Origin of the sequence: Streptomyces sp. TSRI0281 (assembly GCF_001905125.1) — a bacterium.
Taxonomy (GTDB): domain Bacteria; phylum Actinomycetota; class Actinomycetes; order Streptomycetales; family Streptomycetaceae; genus Streptomyces.
In genome coordinates, this window is record NZ_LWLE01000012.1 from 124,571 (window position 1) to 142,816 (window position 18,246).

The window sequence follows — 18,246 nt, forward strand, 5'->3', positions numbered from 1 at the left end:
GCGGCTACTCCGTACGACGGCGGCGCTTGGCCGCGCGTACGGCGGCGGCGCCGATGAGGAGCACCAGGGCCCCGGTGGCGACGGCGGGCAGGTACGAGCCCACGTCGTGTCTCGCGTCCGCGGCGGGAGCCGCGTCAACGACCTGTGGGCTGGGAGCGGCCACGGCCGGGGCGCTGGACGACGGTGACGGCGAGACGCTCCCGGAGGGGCTTGCCGAAGGTGAGGGGCTCGCCGACGCGGTGGGGCCGGGCGGCGGTGTCGTCGCGGGAGGGGCCGGGTCGGCCGGCGGCGGATTCTCCGGCTCGGGGCCGGTGTTGACGTCGCGCGGCAGGGGCGCCGCCGTACGGGTGTCCTCGGGGGCGGGTCCACCGGTCGGCCTGGTGTTCCTGGCGCGCAGCTGGTCGGGGGTGACGGTGGGCCTGCCCTCGGTGCCCTCGATGTCGGTGCCGCCGAAGATCCACAGATCGACGCTGCCGGGCTTCGGCTTGTAGAGCATCGCGCCGAGCCGACTGTACTCCCAGGTGTTCCGGCCGGGGTTCGCGTGCCAGTACGACCAGTACGCGGAGGCCGGCGGGGTCAGCACGCAGTCGTCCTGCTGGGGCGTCGGGTACTGCCTGCCGCCCTTGTAACCGCTGTATCCGATGCGGCAGATGAAGGCGGGGCCGTCGTGGCCGGTGCCGGTGGTGGCCCAGCCGCCCTGGTTGAGGAGCTCGTAGCCGGTGGTGGGGGTCGTCCCGCAGGAGCGGTAGACGGGACCGCCCCAGTGGCTGAAGTCCACGGCCAGCACGACCCCGGAGGAGGTGGTGCACCTGCCCATCGGCTGCGGGGCCGCGGCTGCCGGGGCCGCGGTGGCGGCGAAGGCCGCCACCGTCAGCCCGAGCGCGGCGACCGTACGGGCCAGGGCCCGCAGGAGTCGGTTGCCGCTCATGCCTCGCTCCCGGTGTTCTCGCGGCGGCGCCCGGCGGCGGCGCGGGTGAGGCCCCAGCCGCCGAGGGCCAGGACCAGGGCGGCGGCGGCGAGGCCGACGACCCGGGCACCGGTGGAGGCGAGGCTCCCGCCGCCCGAGCCGGAGGCGCCGCCCCCGGAGGAGCCCGCGCCCCCCGCGTCCTCGCCCGGGGTCACGATGACGGGCGAGCCGTTGCCGCCGGAGGAGGAACCGGCGGTCCCGCCGTTCGTCCCGCCGGATGTGCCGGGGACGGGCTCAGGGGTGGTGCCGTCGAGGTCACGGGTCAGCAGGCCGAAGGAGATCCCGGTGGCGCCGCCGACCGCCTGGGCGGAGGCGCGGACATCGGAGCCCGGCTGGCCGCCCTTGGCGATGGTGAAGCCGCCGTCGCGGTTCTGCCGGCTCGCCAGGAACGTGCGGGCCCTGGCGATCTGCGCGCTGTACTTGGGCGCGTCCAGGGAGAGCCCCTGGATGGCGAGGGCGGCGGAGTTGACGGAGTTGCCGGAGGCGCCGGGGAACCCGCCGTCCACCTTCTGCTGGGTGGCGAGCCACGCGACGGCCTTGTCCGCGGCGGCCTGGGAGGCGGCATCGGGCAACAGGTCGATGGCCATGGCGGCCATGGCGGTGGAGTCGACCTCGGCATCGCTCGGCTCGCCGATCAGGCTGACCCAGGCGCCCGAGGGGGTCTGGAGGCTCTTGAGATAGGCGATCGGCCCGGCCGCGGCAGCCTTCTCACCCGCCCGGAGCTGCGCGATGACGCCGAGGGACTGGGAGAACACGGAAGTCGCGTAGGTGTAGTTGCCCTTCGCCGCGCACTCCTGGCGGGTCGAGGTCCTGGCGGCGCAGGTGCCCTTGGCGAGTGCGGCGATCAGGTCCTGGCCGCCGAAGTCGCGGGGGTCGCGTCCCACGGCCTCCGCGAGGAGGGCCGCCTTGCCGAGGGAGCCGCCGCTCGCGTACTTGGTGCCGATGAGCGTCCAGTCGTGGATGCCCCGGCCCTTGCCGTCCTTGCCGCCCTTGTCGAAGAAGTCGACGATGTTGCGCAGGGTGGCGTTGTCCGTCCCGGTGGCGGCGAGGGAGTAGGCGCCGTCGATGGTCATGCCGTAGTCGGCGTGGCCGGTGCCCGCGCCGGCCTCGTAGTAGCGGCCCCGGATCAGCCGGCTGGGGTCGGTGAGGTACGCCACGCCCTTCTTCAGATTGGGCCCGTCACCTGCCGGAGGCGTGGTCGGCGGGTCGGTCTTCCTGGTGGTGAGCGTGACGAGGTCGCTCCTGGCGCCGGCGACCGTGACCGGGGTGGTGGCGAAGAGACGCGATTCGGTGTCGTCCTCCTCGAAGCCGAAGCCGCCTCCGGGGAACTGGTGCTCGGAGAGCCAGGAGACGCCGGCATCCGCGAAGGCGGCGTCACCGAGGGCGCGCAGGGCCTGCGCCGCCCAGGCGGTGGAGGCCGGGCTGCCGGTGGTCATGTAGGAGGCGGAGGGCCAGGCCCCGGACGCCAGTTGGGACTTCTTGAGGTAGCCGCGGGCCTTCTGCACGGCGGCGTCGTGACCGCCGGCCCGCCCCAGGGCCAGGGCGATCAGACCGGTGGAGTTCGCGTCGCTGTCGCACCACCCGCCGGAGCGGATCAGGATGGAGGTGAAGCCGCCGTCCTCGCACTGGAGCCCGGTCAGTCGGTTCACGGCGCCGGCGGGGGGCGTCACACCGCCGTTCAGCAGGGCGATGACGGCCATGGCCTGTGCGTCGGACTGTCCCGTCGTGCGGAAGTCGCCCTTGGTGAGGCAGCCGTCGATCGTCTCGCCGTCGCCGATGTCGCGCGGACAGACGTAGGTGAGGAGGTCACCGAGGAGATCGTGCCCGCCGAAGGCACGGGGGTCCCTGCCGGTGGCCTCGGCGACCAGCGCGAGGCGGGCGGCGGCGGTGGCGTCGGGTATCCCGTCCTTGCCGGCGGGGTACGCGTACGCGTCCGTCTGCGCGGGCGTGGCCAGGAAGTCGGCGATCCTGCGGGCCGCTCGGCTCTTGGCGTCGGTGGACGCCAGGGCGAACACGGCCTCGGTGGTGAGGAAGTAGTTCGGAGTGGTGGAGCCTTCGTCGACGACGCGCTTCCCGTCCGTCAGCTCTCCGGTGATCCAGCGGGTGGCGGCCGGAACGTCGACCGATCCTGCGGGCACGTCGGGCGGGGCGGTCGGCACCGTCGGGTCGGGGGTGGAGCCGCCTGCGGCCCGGACGTCGTCGGGGGAGAAGGCCGGCTTGCCCTTGGTGCCGCCGATGTCGGTGCCGCCGAAGACCCAGGCGTCCACGTCGCCGGGCTCCGGGGTGCGCGCCATGGCGCCGAGCGGGCTGTAGGTCCAGTTCTTCTGGCCGGGGGAGGCGATCCAGTACGACCAGTACGCGGTGGCCTGCGGGGTGAGGACGCAGGCCTCCTTCTCCGGAGTGGGGTACCGCGTACCGGAGTCCTTGCCTATGCGGCAGATGAAGGCGGGGCCGTCGTGGGCGGTGCCCTCGGTCGTGAAGCCGCCCGTGTGCAGCAGTTCGTAGCCGGTCGTCGGGGTCGTGTCGCAGCCGCGCTCGACCTTGCCGCCGAAGGGACCGAAGTCCACGGCCACGATGGCGCCGGTGGTGGCCGTGCACTGCTCGATCGGTTCGGCACTGGCGGAGTCGGGGACTGTGAAGAAGGCCATGCCCGCACCGAGCGTCAGGAAGGACGCGGTCATGAGCGAGAGGAATCGTCGTCCCGTCCCCGACTGCCGTTTCGCCTGCTGTTCGGTCCCCACCGCGGCCCCTCGTCTCTGCCGGGCGGCTGCGTGCGTGGCGATGTGCCCCCGCACGGCTTCCTTCGCCCCGGGGAGGCTGCGACGACCACACCGTAATCCGCGACGGCGCTCTTCGTACTTGTGGCCCAGCCCCAGGCATTCCGGCTCACCCGGGACGAGCCCGGGCCTACGGTTGCGGGTCAGCGCCGGAATTCGACCGGCTTCCCCTGGAGTTGAGCAGTTATCAGCCGGAGTGCAACACGGATTCCATGGACGCGTCAAGGTGGCACAGGATCGGGCGGACCGGCCCCGGATGCGTGCGGTCCGCATTCCGGTCCGGATGGCTGGCGGTCCCTTGACCACTCGGGTAGCGTCCTGGGCTGCCACTTGGGGGAATCCGGTGAGATGCCGGAGCTGACGCGCAGCGGTGTGGGACGGCGGGGGCCGTTTCCGAGCCCGAATGCCCAGACGGCGATGCAGTACAGGAAGCCGTACCACGCGTTCCGGACTACGGCCCTCCGACCAGGCTCAGCCGTGCCCCTACGGCGGTGACGTGCGGCCTGCGCAGGAGCAGCCGGGGTCCGCCGATTCCAGGAGCAGGACATGTCCCGTCCCCGTATCTCCCGCCGCCTCGCGCTCGCGGTGCCCGCAGCCCTGAGCGCGTTCGCGCTCACCTCGCTGCCCGCCTTCGCGACCTCGTCTCCCGCGCAGATCGCCACGTCCAGGGCGAACGGTGTCGCCTACCTCAAGTCGCTCCAGGCGGCCGACGGTTCGTACGCCGGTTCCGGCCTGTCCAACGAATGGGCCTTCAGCACCTTCGCCGCCGCCGGCACCGCGGTCGTCGACGTCTACCCCGGCGGCGACACCACGAAGAACGCCCGGACCGTCTACCGGAACCTGCTGTCCACGGCGGGCTGGCCGTCCGCCGCCCCGGTGGTCACCGACTACGAGCGCGGCACGCTGAACGCGTACGCGGCCGGTATCGACCCCGCCCGGGTCTCGGCCTCGCGGAACCTCGTCGCGAACATCTACGCGTACTGGCAGACGGCCGAGGCCGGGTACTTCGGCCCGTCCGCCAACTTCAACGGGACCGTCTTCGCGGCCCTCGCGCTGCATGGTGCCAAGACCCAGGGCGGCGCGAACCGTATCCCGCAGGCGCTCACCGACTCGATGGTCACGCGTATCCGTGCCAACCAGCACGTCGACGGCGGCTGGACCTACAGCAAGGCCGAGGGCGACCCCACTGCCCTGAACGCTCCCAGTGACGTTGACATGACCGGCTCCGCGATGGCTGCCCTGTGCGTCTCCGGCGTGCCGAACACGGACGCGGACGTGGTGCAGGCGAAGAACTTCCTCAAGGGCAAGCTGATCGCGGGCACCGGTGCCTTCAACTCCATGTACGGGGTCAACACCAGCTCCAACGGGTGGGGTGTCGCGGGCCTGAACGCCTGCGGCATCAACCCGCAGACCGGAGACTTCCTCACGTCGAGCGGCAAGACCCCGATCGACTTCCTGATCGCCAACCAGTACAACCCGGCGGGCGGCTTCAAGTACCAGCCGGCCGACACCGGCCCCTCCGCCTACTCCTCCATCGACGCTCTGCGGGGCGTCGTCGGCGGCGGTTTCACGACTGCCCCGCCGGTCCCGGTCACCCCTGGAGCCCCGCGGTGGGTCGCCCAGCCCACCTTCACCGCGGGCACCGCCACCACGTTGGCCCTCACCGTCGACGACGGCGCGGGGAACCTGAAGGTCTGCTCGGTGGCCTTCACACCCACCGGTACCACCACCACCCTCGGCGACGTCCTCAACGCCGCCGGCAGCGGGGCCACCCCGTCGGGATGCGTCACGAGCGTGACCCCCTCGTCGGGCACCGGCACCCTCACCGACATCAACGGCAAGGCCAACAGCGGCTCCAACACCTGGAAGGCCGGCGTCGACGGCTCCGCCTTCGCCGGTGCCGCCCGCAACAAGGTGATCAACGTGGGCGACACCATCGCCCTGCGCTGGGGCGCCTGATCCCGGTCCGGGTGTGGCCCCCCGCACAGGGGCCGCACCCGGACCGGGCACGTCCGGTCTCACTCGGGGTCCGCGGCCCTGGCGTCCAGCCGGTCGGTGGCCTCCTGCATGATCGGCACACGGGAGTCCCCGTGCCCGTGGATCCGATGGCCGAAGTCCATGATCTTTCGCTTCTCCGCCAGCGCCGGGTCGAGCCACGACCCCGCGTGTCCCGGGTCGCCGATCTCCCGCAGCATGTGCATCACCGCCTCGTCGGCCCCACTGTGCGGCGGGCCCTTCAGCGCACCGATCGCCGCCGTCACGGCGCCGAAGCACATCTGGAAGAAGGTCTCGGTGCACCCGAGCTCCGGATCCGGCTGGATGGGGTCCTGCCCCAGCCGATGCCGGAGACCGGCGGCGACCACCACCGGCAGCTCGGCGGTGGTTCGGTCGAGCGGACGCAGTGCCCGCTCCCGGGCCCGGAATCGCTCCAGCTGGACGGTATGTCGGCAGCTCTCCGTACCAGAGGAGGTACGCGACCTCCCCGAAGGACTTCAGAGGTGGTGGCGCTCATGGCTCACTCGGGTGGGATCAGCTGCCGGGAGGCAGGGCGAAGTCGAAGACGCTTCCGTCGAAGGCGGCGTACGCGCCGTACTCAAGGACCTCGTACAGACGCGAACGGGTCTGCGTACGGGGGAGGAGCGACCCCTGGGTGCCCTCTTCCGCGATCATGCGCAGGCCGTCCTCGACCGCCCCCGGGGCAAGGCGGAAGAACGTCACCGGACAGATGACGAGGTCGAAGCCGAGGCCGTCCAGCGTGCCGCATGGGCTGCAGGAGGGGACAGCCCTCAGGGGAGGTGGGTGCCGGTGCTCCGGACCGCGGGGGGCGAGTCGTCATTTATGCTTCAGGGCGGCCGCGGGGCGATGGCTCCTCGCGGTACGCGGCACCTGCGGAACGGTTCGTCCGGCCGTAGGAGCGCTGCGCGCGTCGGGACCTCGGTCCGGCCGGGACCTGGATGACGCCGATCATGAAGATCTTGGGGAATCGGGTGGCTGCCGACCCGCGTCCCGGTGGTGTGGGGTGTCCAGCCCCCGCCCGTGAACAGAAGCCCCCAGGGAGAAGCGAGGTATGCCGGTGATCTGCGTCGGAGGCATGATCGGGATCGGCAAGACGAGCGTGGCCGAGCTGCTCGCCAAGGAGCTGGGCAGTGAAGTCTTCTACGAGAGCGTGGACGACAACCCGATCCTCCCGCTCTTCTACACGGCGAGCCCCGAGGAGATCCAGGCGAACCGTTACCCCTTCCTGCTCCAGCTGTACTTCCTGCAGACACGGTTCGCCTCGATCAAGGAGGCGTACAAGCAGGGCGACAGCGTTCTCGACCGGTCCATCTACGAAGACTGGTACTTCGCCAAGGTCAATCACGACCTGGGGCGGATCAGCTCCCTCGAGATGCGGGTGTACGAGGGGCTGCTCGACGAGATGATGCGCGAGATCGACGGCCTGCCGTACCGCAAGGCACCCGATCTCATGGTCTACCTCAAGGCGGACTTCGAGACGGTGCTGCATCGCATCGGGCTGCGGGGCCGCGATTTCGAGCAGGACGAGAGCCTCGTCGAGTACTACCGGACGCTGTGGTCCGGCTACGACGACTGGGTGCACACGCACTACTCGGCCAGCGACGTGCTCGTCGTCGACATGAACCACACCGATGTGGTGAACGACCCCGAGGACGCGGCCCGCGTGCTGCGAGAGGTCAAGGGCGCCCTGACGGCGGCCGGGCTCCGGGTCTGAAGCCGTTCCGCGCGGGTGCGTCCCCACGCGGAGATCCTGGACGGAGTCGGCGGGCGAGCTGCGGTCCTGCTTCCGGGGGCGTCCACCTCGTTCGCAGGCACCTCGTATCCCCGATCCGTACTCCTGAGCCCCGCCCGTCGGACCTGACCGTTGCCCGTACGCGGACGATTCCATGTGCGGGGGTCCCGGTGACCTCGTGAGCGGGTCGGCGTGCATATCGAGCGGTACGTGCGGTGGCGGCCGCGCGTTGTGTTGTTCCTTCGCGTCCGCACCGCTCGTCGGTTCATCGCGGTCCGGGGCGCCGGTGCCGGTGCGGGCCCTGGATAGACTCGGCCCCATGGTCCGATCGTCCTGTGGTGAGGCGACCCCCGGGATGTGGCGGCGCGAGGCGGGTACCGCCATGCGCCGGGTCGCGGCGCTGCCGGAGGAGGAGGCAGTCCCTTTCGCCATCGTCGCCGGGTTCCGGGTTCCCCGCGTTCCCACGGAGTGGGCGCCGCATGCGCATGCCCTGCACGAGCTCGTCTGGGTACGCGGGGGAACGCTGACGTCCCGGGTGGAGGACCGCGTCTTCACCGTGTTCGAGGGGTGCGGTCTGTGGATGCCCGCCGGAGTGGTGCACGGGGGCAGGGCGACGGCCGGCGCGGAGTTCCATGACGCCTTCTTCGCTCCCGACCGCACGCCGTTCGCGTTCGGGGAACCGAAAGCGATCACGATGACGCCGTTGCTCGAGTCGCTGCTGACCCATCTGTCCCGAGAGGATCTTGACGCGGAGGCCAGGGCGCGGGCGGAGTCGGTCGTGTTCGACGTGATCCAGCCGTCGGAGCGCCAGTTCGCTCTGCAGCTGCCCGGTGACGACCGGATCGACACGATCGCCGAGGCACTGCTGGACGATCCCGCCGACGGCCGCTCGCTGGAGGAGTGGGCACAGTCGCTGGGGATCAGCGACCGCACCGTCACCCGTGCGTTCCGTCACACGACGGGTCTCTCCTTCGCGCGGTGGCGGCAGATGCTGCGTGTGCATCGGGCGCTGATGCTCCTCTCCGAGGGCTTCGATGTGATGACGGTCTCGGAGACGCTCGGCTACGCGCAGCCCAGTTCCTTCATCGCGGCCTTCCGACGGGTCATGGGAACCACGCCGGGCGCGTTCTTCGGCGCGGCCGACGGTACCCACGGGAATGTCCGGAATCCCGTATCGCGTGTCCAGAACTCCTGATTGTCGACTCGGCAAGCGGAATATAACCTTCACGGAGTTAGGTGACCCTTAGTTGGTGCTCGCCGCGCACGGTGCTCTCTCCGTGCGCGGGAGAGCCGCGGCCCGGCCGGTGAAGGCCGGACGGAGGGTGCCGCAGTCCTTGCCCCTCCGACCGTCCGGACCCCTCGATGTTCACAAGCCCCTTCCGGCACGCCGGCCGCCCCGCGGTGGACCGCGTCGCGCCGGCTGCCGCTCTCAACGGGCACGACCTGGTGCTGCGGTACAGCGGCAAGCCCGTCGTCCACGGCGTCTCCATCGCCCTGGAACCCGGCCGCGCGACCGCCCTGGTGGGGCCGAACGGCAGCGGGAAGTCCACGCTGCTGCGAGCGCTCTCCCGACTGCACCGGGTGGACGGCGGCCGGGTGACGCTCGGCCCCCGCGACGGACAGTCCGAGCGTGACGCGGCCCTGCTCAGTCCCCGCCGGTTCGCCCGCGAGGTCACGCTCTTCTCCCAGTCGAGGCCCGCGCCCCAAGGGCTGACGGTGACGGAGGTCGTGTCGTTCGGACGCCACCCCTACCGGAACGGCTTCGGCGGACAGACCGCCGAGGACCGGACCGCCATCGACCACGCCATGGGCATCACCGGCGTACGGGACATGGCCGGCCGGCCGGTCGGGGAACTCTCCGGCGGGGAGATGCAGCGTGTCTGGCTCGCGGCCTGTCTGGCCCAGGACACCGGCGTCGTGCTGCTGGACGAACCGACCAACCACCTGGACCTGCGCTACCAGATCGAGACGCTCGACCTGATACGCGATCTCGTCGAGGAGCACGGCATCGCGGTCGGGGTCGTGCTGCACGACCTGGACCAGGCATCCCGTGTCGCGGACACGCTGGTCCTGATGCGCTCCGGTCGTGTGCACGCGGCGGGCGCGCCTGCCGACGTCCTCACCGCCGAGAACATCGGCGAGGTCTACGACATCCGTGTCGAGGTCGGTATCGACCCCCGCACGGGCCGTCTCCGTATCGACCCGCTCGGGCGGCACTCCTCCTGAAGCAGGACATCCGCTCCCCAACGAATCGCGAACGAACCCCAAGAAAGCAGGACCCTTCATGAACCGTGCCCGTCGCCTGGCGGCGTCAGCCTCCACCGGGCTCGTCCTCCTCGTCGCAACGGCCTGCGGCACGACTGATGTCGACAGGACCGAGGCAGGCGGCACCAGCGCGTCGCCCGCGTCGAAGAGCTGTGCCGAGGACACCACGGCCACCTCGACGAAGCCGGTCTCCTTCAAGGACGGCGTCGGCCGGCAGGTGAAGCTCGACAAGCCCGCCAAACGGATCGCGGTCCTGGAATGGCAGCAGATCGAGGACGCGCTGACCCTGTGCGTCACCCCCACCGCCGTCTCCGACGCGAAGGGGTACCGCACCTGGGTCAGCGCGGAGAAGCTGCCCGGCGGGGTGACGGACATCGGCACCCGTGAGGAGCCCGACCTCGACACCCTCTACGCGGCCAAGCCCGACCTCATCGTCGTCGAGGCGTTCGACGCCGACGACGAGACCATCGCGAAGCTGGAGAAGCGAGGGGTCCCCGTGATGGCCACACGGGGTGCGAACCCGGCCGACCCGATCGGCAACATGCAGGAAGTGTTCAGCATGATCGGCAAGGCGACGGGGCGCACCGAGCGTGCCGACCAGGTGCTCAAGGAGTTCGACCAGCACCTGGCCACGGCGAAGAAGCGGGTCACCGACGCCGATCTGCCGACGAAGGACTTCCTGTTCTTCGACGGCTGGCTCCAGGGAGGCAACCTCACCGTCCGCCCCTACAGTGACGGCGCCCTGTTCACCGAGATAGGCAAAGAGCTCGGTATGAAGCCCGCATGGACCAAGGACATCGACAAGGCGCACGGGGACGGCGGCGTCGATGCCGCCTACGGCCTCGCGCAGACCGATGTCGAGGGACTCACCGCCGTGGGGAACGCCAACCTCTTCTACGCCAACGACGAAGGAGCCGGCGGGTACGTCGCGGCGCTGGCCAAGAACCCGATCTGGAAGACCATCCCGGCCGTGAAGGAAGGCCGGGCGCACGCGTTCCCGTCGCGGGTATGGGGCGCAGGCGGCCCGCGCTCCTGCGCGCAGGCGATCGACGCCTACGTCGACGTACTCGACAAGAAGTGAACACACCGCAGACAGCGACATCCGGAGGGAGAACGCTGCCGCGCGCCGAGCGCGGTGGCGGCCCCCAGGGGGTGGCCGTCCTGGCACTCCTTCTCGTCGTGACCGCGCTGGTGGGCATGTGGCACCTGACGCAGGGGACGTCGGGCGTCGGCGTCGGCGGCCTGGTGCGCCATCTCGCCGGGAACCGGGAAAGCACCGGTGACGCACCGGTCGGTGAGATCCTCACCGGCTCACGCCTGCCACGCCTGCTCGCGGGCGTCGCGGTGGGCTTCGCCCTCGGCACCGCCGGCGCGCTGCTCCAGTCCGTCACGCACAACGCGCTGGCCTCCCCCGACACCCTTGCGGTCACGGCCGGGGCCTACCTCACGCTCACGCTCGTCGCCGCCTTCGGCCTCGCCGTTCCGCTGTGGGCGTCGGGGGCCGTCGCCTTCACCGGCGGCCTGGTCGCGGCGGCGCTCGTGCTGCTCCTCGCGGGCCGGGCCGCAGGTACCGCGGGCACCCGCCTCATCCTCGCCGGATCGGCGACGGCCATGGCCCTGGACGCGGCGACCGGGATGCTCCTCATCCTGTTCAACCAGAACACGACCGGGCTCTTCGCCTGGGGGAGCGGTTCGCTCGCACAGCTGAACATCGATGCCGCGGCACGCGCCTTCCCTCTCGTGGCCGTGGTGCTGTGCGTCGCCCTGGTGCTGTCCCGGCGGCTGGACGTGATGAACCTGGGCGACGATGCCGCGTCCACCCTCGGCGTGCCGGTCCGGACCACCCGTGTGACGGCCGTGATCTGCGCTGTACTTCTGACCAGTACGGCGGTGACCCTCGCGGGCCCGATCTCCTTCGTCGGCCTCGGTGCCCCCGTCCTGGCCCGCCTGATCGCGGGGCGCGTCCGGGCGTTGCGCCGGCACCTCTTCCTGGTGCCCGCGGCCGGGCTGTTCGGCGCGCTGCTCATCCTGCTCGCGGACGCGTCCCTGCGCGCGGTGCAGGGTGCGGACGGGGCCGCCTCCATTCCCACCGGCGTGCCGACCGCGCTGCTCGGCTCCGTCGTGATCGTGGTCCTCGCGCTGCGCCTGCGTGACACGGGCCGGCTCCGCCAGCCACCGCACTCACGGGTCGCCGCACGCTCACGCCGCGGGTTCCTCCTCGTCGTGTTCGCCATGGTGACACTCCTGGCCGGGGCGGTCCTCGTGGCCGTTCTGGCGGGCAGCCTCTGGCTGCGGACGGGGGACATCACGCTGTGGTTCCGCGGCGCCGCCCCGGACCTGATCGGCCAGGCGCTCGACGACCGGGTCCCGCGGGTGACGGCCGCGGTCCTCGCCGGCGCGGCGCTCGGACTGGCCGGATGCGTCGTGCAGAGCGCGGTACGCAACCCGCTGGCGGAGCCGGGAGTGCTCGGCATCACGGCGGGTGCCGGGCTGGGCGCGGCGAGCGTGGTCACCTCCGGCCTCTCGGGCGGACGGCCTGTGCTCATCGCGGTCGCGGTCGCGGCGGGGCTCGCCACCTTCGGGCTGATCGCCCTGCTGGCCTGGCGCGGCGGCTTCCTGCCCGACCGGTTCGTACTGATCGGCATCGGGTGCGGGTACGGCCTCAGCTCCATCACCACCTTCCTCCTGCTGCGTGCCGACCCGTACAACACGCCCCGGATCTTCACCTGGCTCTCCGGCACGACCTACGGCCGCACCCTGCCCGACGTCGTACCGGTCGCGGTGGCCCTGGCGCTCGCGCTTCCCGTGCTGTTCGCCATGCGAGGCCGGCTCGACCTGCTCGCCGTCGACGAGGACACCCCGCGCATCGTCGGCGTCAGGGTCGAACGCACACGCTTCGCCGCGCTCGCGATCGCCGCGGTGCTCGCGGCGCTCAGCGTGATCGCCGTCGGCGTCGTCGGCTTCGTGGGGCTCGTCGCCCCGCATCTCGCCCGGTCATTGGTGGGCGCCCGGCACGGCCGCGCGATTCCGGTCGCGATGCTGCTCGGCGGATTGCTGGTGTGCGTGGCCGACGCCCTCGGCCGCACGCTCGTCGCGCCCGCCCAGATGCCGGCGGGCCTCATGATCGCTCTGGTCGGGGCTCCGTACTTCGTCTGGGTGCTCCGGCAGTCCCGCGCATGACACCGGGCGGCAGCGCCCCGGGCTCTGCCGCCTGCCACCGGCCCCAGGGCGCGGCGGCCCGGGGCCGGTGGCAGGCCCGGCCCGGGCCCCGCCCCTCCCTCTCAGACCCACCAGGAGTACCGATATGACGTCCCAGCAGGAAACGTCCGTGAATCCCCTCGTCGTCCCGTTCGAGGCCGGTACCTCGCCGACCCCGCTGGGACGACTCGGACACCACGAGGTGCTGGAGCGCTGGCACGCGGTCGACCGCACCGCCCACGCCCCCCACCTCGTGGCCGTTCCGGGTGAGGACGGCGAGGACTGGACCGCTGCCGCGCTCGTGACGGCACGCCCGCACACGGCCTATCTGAAGATCGTCGACGCCATCGGTGACATCCCGGCAGCCGTCACCGCCGTCGTCGCCCACGCACGCGACCGGGAGCTTGCGCAGGTCAAGTGGGAAGGATGGACGGCAAGTCCCGAGGACGCCGCTGCCGCCGGCTTCGCCGCGTTGAGTCCTCCGCTCGCGCAACCGGAGGACGTTGCGGGGCCCGCGGCCGGTTACGTTCGCTGGCTGCACGACAGCACGGTGACCGAGCCTCCGTACTACGGGCAGACCACGCACTTCACGTGCGGCGCCGTCACCGCCCTGGTCGCCCAGGTGCATGCGGGGGTGCTGTCGCGGGAGGAGTTCGACCGCCGGGCGGAGCTGACGCTGTGGCGCGACGCGACCAACTTCCCCGCATGCGAGCCCGTGGGACTGGGCGTGGCCGTACGCCGGGCATGGCCGTCGTCCCCCGTCGCGGTCCACCTCGACGTGGACCGGCCCGTCCTGCTGGACCACCTTTCGGAGAACGAGCAGGAGTGGCGTGCCCACCTCCAGCGCATGTCGCGTGCGGACGCCGGACGGATCGGCGTACCGATCGCCCCGCACCGTCTCTCCACGGCCGCGATCCGCTCCGCGGTCGGCCGACGGGAGCATGTGCTGCTCCTGGTCTCGCTGGCCGGGATGCAGGGGTTCGACGTACCGCACTGGGTGCTCTGTCACGGCGTTGTGCCCGGCGCCGTCGTCGTCGAGGACCCGTGGGCCAACGCGGCGACGGGGGACACCTGGGTCGATGCCCATCTGCTGCCCGTCCCCGATCGGTCGCTGGACACGATGTCGGCCGTCTCCGCGGACGGCTTCAGCGGTGCCGTGACCATCGGCCGCCCGCGGCGGAGCGGTGAGCCGTCCTCTGAACCGGCCGACGAGTAGCCCCCTCGGGGCCGGCATCCCACCCGGCATCAGCGGCGCTGGGTTCGTCGGTTCTCGGCGGGCCCTCGGTGAGACCGGTAGGTTTGCCGAGGTGACTTCGATGGAGGCGCAGGGGCTGGTGCCGATGACCGACGGGGCGCAGTTGCGCTGGGTGGCGTCGGGGGATACGACTCGGCGGCCGGCTGTGGTCATGCTTCATGGCGGTCCGGGTCTGCCGGACTATCTGGGCGATGTCGCCCCCATGGTCGCGGACCTTGCGCCGGTGTACCGGTATGACCAGCGTGGTACGGGCCGGTCCCCGTGGCGGGGCCCTCATTCCCTTGCCCGGCATGTCGAGGATCTCGCCGAGCTGCTCGACGCATGGGACGTGCCCGAGGCCGTGTTGATCGGGCACTCCTACGGCACCGATCTGGCGAGCCGGTTCTGCCTGGCGCACTCGGACCGGGTTGCCGCGATGCTCCTGATGTGCGGACCCTTCGTCGGTGATTGGCGTACGGGGGAACAGGCGGAGCGAGGCCGCCGCATGTCCGTAGCGCAGCAGGAACGGCTCCACGAGTTGGAGGAGTTGCCGCACCGCACGGAGGAGCAGGAAGTCGAACTGCTCACGCTGGCCTGGTTCACCGACCACGCCGACCTCGAACGCGGGTGGCACTGGGCAGCCCAGGGCGCCCGGCGGCGTCGCCCGGTCAACTGGGCCATGAACGGCGAACTCGGCAGGGAAGGGCGCGCGGACCCGCTCGACGAGCGCCTTGCCGAGCTGCGCGCGTGCTTGCCCGCACGGGCGGAGCTCCTCGGTGGACGCGGCGATCCCCGCCCTCTGGCGGCACTCGAATCGCTCGCGCTCCGCCTCGCTCTTGCGCTGACGCGGATCGAGGGCGCAGGACACGAACCCTGGTTGGAGCAGCCCGAGGCTGTCCGCGCGCACCTGCGGCGATTCGTGCGGGGCGCCGTCGGCGCACAGGGCTTCGACGGGTGACGGCTTCCGCTGGTGGCGGCTGCGGGACCTCGCCGACTACCGAGGTTCCGACACCTCCGACGCGTGGGACCACCACGTCGACGGCGGCGGAGACGACGCCGGCCTCGTCTTCGCCTGCCGGTTCCTGCCCCTTCCCCTGAAGCAGTCCCTGGCCGACGATCAAGACGTATGGCGGGGCCACATCGATCCGCGCTGGACCACCGTGACCGGCGACGGTCGGTAGTCGGAAAGCCGGGCCCGTCCGCTGAACACGCGACACCTCGACTTGCGAGCCCACTGTGGTTCCGGCGTTTTGCCGCACTTCCACGCCTGGTGGCGCTCGGTCGGAGAAGCCCCGAGGCGCTCAGTCTGCTGATGGGCAGTACCACTGGAGTGCCGTACTTGGAGACTTCACGGACGACTTCTACGACCTGTGCTGCCCTCACTGCGCCGTCGAGGTGACCGTTGCCATCGGCAACTACGGGCGGTACTCGGCAATCCGGGACTGGCAGGCCGGCGACAGAGAAAGACGCGACCTGAAGCCCACGTCCCCCGGAGCCCTCGTCGGCACCGGACGATGGATGTACGACCCGGCCGTCCGTGACGGCCATGACTGGCTCGCCAACGGTCTCACCTACCTTTTTGGGCGAGCCGAGTGCCCGAGGTGTGCCAGCACATTCGTCATCGCGGTGGAGTACACAGCCGCAAACCTCCCGTTTCCGGGGGCCTGACCGTCAACAGGGCCTGCGGAGCATGGTTTTCACAGGTCTCAGCGTTACTGCTCCAGAGAAGTTGAGCCGGAACCCGAGAAGTAGCAGCAGGGGAGCTGTCGGTGCCGGCTTCCTGTCTCCCCGGCGCCGGGCCGCCGAGGCCATCAGACGGTCCGGCCCGACGACGGTGGAGACCTCTGCAGCGCACACCGGGACCGCAAACCACCTGGAGTCCGCGTCCACTGGCAGATTTGTTCGACAACTACTGGCAGGTCGACGGTGTTCCCTGGTCTGCTAGGGCGTCGATTCGGTCGGGGCGGGCGACGGTACGGGCCCGTGGATGCTGAGGTGGTCCGGAGATGGGCAAGGCGGGACGTCGGCAAGGGGAGCCAAAAGGGGAGACGGCCGAGGCGAACGCACTGGCGGTCTTCCTGCGGAACATCACGCAAGGACGTACGGTCCGGGACCTCGCCAAGAGCTACGGGGCCGGCAGGACCAGCTGGAGCGACTACCGCTCCGGGGCAAAGATCGCTCCGCTGGAGCTGCTGGAACGGGTAGCGTCCGGCCGAGTCCGCGACGACCGAGGCCGCGCCGAGCTGCTTGCCCGGGCCAGGCGGCTGCACGCCGCTGCTTGTGCGGCTGAGGAGGGCAAGGGGCAGGCGGCGAAGGGCGCCTCGGCGAGCGGCGAAGCACTTGAGCCGATGCGGGAGGCCAAGCGGATCGCCGAGGCGCGCCTGGCCGAATCCGAGAGGGCGGTGCGCAGCCTGCTGGGGGTGACGGCACGGCTGCAGAGCGAGTTGGACGACGCACTCCGGCGGTCGGGCGGCGGGACCGCGGTGGGCTGGGATCCGCCCACAGGGGCGGCCCCTGTACCTTCGGCACGGACCCGGCCGGGTGCAGCGGACGGCGAACTCGTACGGCCGTCCCAGGAGCGTGCCGTCGCCCGAGAGGAGAGGGACGCACTCGCGTCCCCGGCAGCCGGGGAACGGTGCGGCGACCAGCAGCCGGACGCACAGGATGAAGCGGGCGGAATTCCGCCCGGAGCGGAGCTCGTCCTGCGAGATTGGTATCTGCCCGCGACACGAGACCTCGAAGTGCCTCTCATCCCGGTCGGTGCCGACGTGGGGGTCGGGCGTACGGGCTTGCCCCGGCTTCGTACCACGGCCGGAGTGATCGCGGCCAGGGAGACGAGGGTCGTCTCCGGACGTGTGGTGCACCGGGCGGACGACGCGTCCGGCGGACCGGGACGTTCGCCCGTCGCACTGCGACGCGCACTGGCTCGTCTCCCGTTGGCCCCGGGGTGTCGGTGGTGCGTCCTGTTCATGGTCTGCGTGGGTTTGGTCCTCGGAGCGGCGGCAACGGCGCTGGAACCGATGCCGTCCGCCCTCCGCGCCGGGTCCGGGGCCCCCTACCGGTCCGGCCGTGTCCCGCAGATGGCGCCGCAGAAGCGCGCCATCGGCTCCTCGCCGCGGCCCCCCGTGGCGACCCCGAGCCGATTACCACCGGGAACGGCCCCCTCTTCCGGCGCTCCCGTGCACCCGTCCACACCTGCGCCGAGCCGGTTCGCTCCCGAGGCGATGCCGTCGTCCACGGCGCCGCGGCCCGCCGAGATCCCGGCGCCGTCGGGCAGCGGCGTCTACGCCGTGGCGGAGGACGGCCGAGCGATCGTTCAGTGGAGCGGCGCGGATGCCGTATGGGTGAAAATCGGCGGTCCGGCCAAGGATTTGTACGCAGGCCCGGCAGGAGTCTTCGCCACCGACCCGGAGACGGGCGAACTGCGTGGGTACAGCGGTGTGCCCGGGGCCTGGGCGCCAGTCAGCGCGAGGGCCGCCGCCTTCGCGATGAGCGGCACGCAGTTGTACCGGCTGGCCGCGGACCGCGAAGCCGTCCACAGATGGAACCGGGCCCGTGGGACGTGGACGCGGATCGGCGGACCGGCGGGGCGACTGTACGGCGGCGGGGCCGGGCTGTTCGCGACCGATCCCGTCGACGGCCGGATCTTCGCGTACGGAGGGAAGGCCGACGTCTGGTTCTGCGCCGGAACGGCCGGCGCCGACTTCGCCGTGAGCGGGGACCATCTGTACGGGCTCAGTCCCGAACGCAGCGCGGTGATGCGCTGGAGCGGCAAGGCCGGCGTCTGGAGCGCGATCGGCGGACCGGCAGGCGATCTCTTCGCCGGCCGCTCGGACCTGTATGCCACCAACGACGCCGACGGTGGACTTTGGCGATACCGGGCGGGCGGTTGGTCGCGCGTCGGCGATGCCGGAGCCGCATACGGGACTCGCGGGGACCATCTCTACCGGTTGGACCGTGATCGCGCGGCGGTCCGGGAATGGGACGGGACGGAATGGCGACGCATCGGGGGGCGCGTCCGCACACTCGTGGTCGCCGAGTAACGCCTCGTGGCCGA

General features: G+C 71.5%; 11 protein-coding genes, 2 pseudogenes and 1 riboswitch. Of the genes and pseudogenes, 9 read left to right on the forward strand and 4 right to left on the reverse strand.

The window, feature by feature from the left end; genetic code table 11:
• Positions 1-4 precede the first annotated feature (4 nt).
• Complete coding sequence (locus A6A29_RS18420) at positions 5-928, reverse strand: hypothetical protein (protein ID WP_073721191.1); 924 nt, start codon at positions 926-928, stop codon at positions 5-7.
• Complete coding sequence (locus A6A29_RS18425; protein WP_241838539.1) at positions 925-3,648, reverse strand: prenyltransferase/squalene oxidase repeat-containing protein; 2,724 nt, start codon at positions 3,646-3,648, stop codon at positions 925-927. Before A6A29_RS18425 ends, A6A29_RS18420 begins: the two co-directional genes overlap by 4 nt.
• A gap of 429 nt (positions 3,649-4,077) precedes the next feature.
• Positions 4,078-4,153, forward strand: a riboswitch (cobalamin riboswitch).
• A gap of 137 nt (positions 4,154-4,290) precedes the next feature.
• Here A6A29_RS18425 and A6A29_RS18430 point away from each other — a divergent pair.
• Entirely contained in the window at positions 4,291-5,703 is a 1,413-nt protein-coding gene (locus A6A29_RS18430; RefSeq protein WP_073721193.1) for a hypothetical protein, read from the forward strand.
• A 62-nt stretch (positions 5,704-5,765) separates the two neighbouring features.
• On the opposite strand, the pseudogene A6A29_RS18435 reads toward A6A29_RS18430, so the two are convergent.
• Positions 5,766-6,237: pseudogene (locus A6A29_RS18435) on the reverse strand (citrate/2-methylcitrate synthase); the annotation flags it as partial.
• 36 nt (positions 6,238-6,273) lie between these two features.
• Positions 6,274-6,501, reverse strand: a pseudogene (locus tag A6A29_RS18440) (methylisocitrate lyase); the annotation flags it as partial.
• A 310-nt stretch (positions 6,502-6,811) separates the two neighbouring features.
• On the opposite strand from A6A29_RS18440, the gene A6A29_RS18445 reads away from it, so the two are divergent.
• The 8 genes from A6A29_RS18445 to A6A29_RS44795 all read left to right on the forward strand — a co-directional run bounded on the left by A6A29_RS18445 (position 6,812) and on the right by A6A29_RS44795 (position 18,232).
• Positions 6,812-7,474, forward strand: coding sequence for a deoxynucleoside kinase (locus A6A29_RS18445; protein WP_073721196.1), 663 nt, complete (start codon positions 6,812-6,814; stop codon positions 7,472-7,474).
• A gap of 373 nt (positions 7,475-7,847) precedes the next feature.
• Entirely contained in the window at positions 7,848-8,687 is an 840-nt protein-coding gene (locus tag A6A29_RS18450) for a helix-turn-helix domain-containing protein (protein ID WP_198953117.1), read from the forward strand.
• Between the two features lie 167 nt (positions 8,688-8,854).
• A complete protein-coding gene (locus A6A29_RS18455; protein WP_073721198.1) occupies positions 8,855-9,718 on the forward strand; it encodes an ABC transporter ATP-binding protein in 864 nt (287 codons plus the stop codon).
• A gap of 58 nt (positions 9,719-9,776) precedes the next feature.
• Positions 9,777-10,838: an iron-siderophore ABC transporter substrate-binding protein gene (locus tag A6A29_RS18460; protein ID WP_073721199.1), complete on the forward strand. Its 1,062-nt coding sequence runs from the start codon at positions 9,777-9,779 to the stop codon at positions 10,836-10,838.
• Complete coding sequence (locus A6A29_RS18465; RefSeq protein WP_073721200.1) at positions 10,835-12,937, forward strand: iron ABC transporter permease; 2,103 nt, start codon at positions 10,835-10,837, stop codon at positions 12,935-12,937. Before A6A29_RS18460 ends, A6A29_RS18465 begins: the two co-directional genes overlap by 4 nt.
• 124 nt (positions 12,938-13,061) lie before the next feature.
• Positions 13,062-14,171: a peptidase C39 family protein gene (locus A6A29_RS18470; protein WP_073721201.1), complete on the forward strand. Its 1,110-nt coding sequence runs from the start codon at positions 13,062-13,064 to the stop codon at positions 14,169-14,171.
• Between the two features lie 100 nt (positions 14,172-14,271).
• The gene (locus A6A29_RS18475; protein WP_241838573.1) at positions 14,272-15,147 is read left to right on the forward strand and encodes an alpha/beta fold hydrolase; all 876 of its coding nucleotides are present in this window, start codon (positions 14,272-14,274) and stop codon (positions 15,145-15,147) included.
• 2,266 nt (positions 15,148-17,413) lie between these two features.
• Entirely contained in the window at positions 17,414-18,232 is an 819-nt protein-coding gene (locus tag A6A29_RS44795; protein ID WP_143197003.1) for a hypothetical protein, read from the forward strand.
• Positions 18,233-18,246: the final 14 nt, after the last annotated feature.

Excerpts from the sequence above, each read along its gene's own strand:
- A6A29_RS18470 (WP_073721201.1), top strand. The coding sequence starts at position 13,062 with ATGACGTCCCAGCAGGAAACGTCCGTGAATCCCCTCGTCGTCCCGTTC.
- A6A29_RS18445 (WP_073721196.1), top strand. The coding sequence starts at position 6,812 with ATGCCGGTGATCTGCGTCGGAGGCATGATCGGGATCGGCAAGACGAGC.
- A6A29_RS18420 (WP_073721191.1), bottom strand. The coding sequence starts at position 928 with ATGAGCGGCAACCGACTCCTGCGGGCCCTGGCCCGTACGGTCGCCGCG.
- A6A29_RS18475 (WP_241838573.1), top strand. The coding sequence starts at position 14,272 with ATGGAGGCGCAGGGGCTGGTGCCGATGACCGACGGGGCGCAGTTGCGC.
- A6A29_RS44795 (WP_143197003.1), top strand. The coding sequence starts at position 17,414 with ATGCCGTCGTCCACGGCGCCGCGGCCCGCCGAGATCCCGGCGCCGTCG.
- A6A29_RS18455 (WP_073721198.1), top strand. The coding sequence starts at position 8,855 with ATGTTCACAAGCCCCTTCCGGCACGCCGGCCGCCCCGCGGTGGACCGC.
- A6A29_RS18425 (WP_241838539.1), bottom strand. The coding sequence starts at position 3,648 with ATGACCGCGTCCTTCCTGACGCTCGGTGCGGGCATGGCCTTCTTCACA.
- A6A29_RS18430 (WP_073721193.1), top strand. The coding sequence starts at position 4,291 with ATGTCCCGTCCCCGTATCTCCCGCCGCCTCGCGCTCGCGGTGCCCGCA.
- A6A29_RS18450 (WP_198953117.1), top strand. The coding sequence starts at position 7,848 with ATGTGGCGGCGCGAGGCGGGTACCGCCATGCGCCGGGTCGCGGCGCTG.
- A6A29_RS18460 (WP_073721199.1), top strand. The coding sequence starts at position 9,777 with ATGAACCGTGCCCGTCGCCTGGCGGCGTCAGCCTCCACCGGGCTCGTC.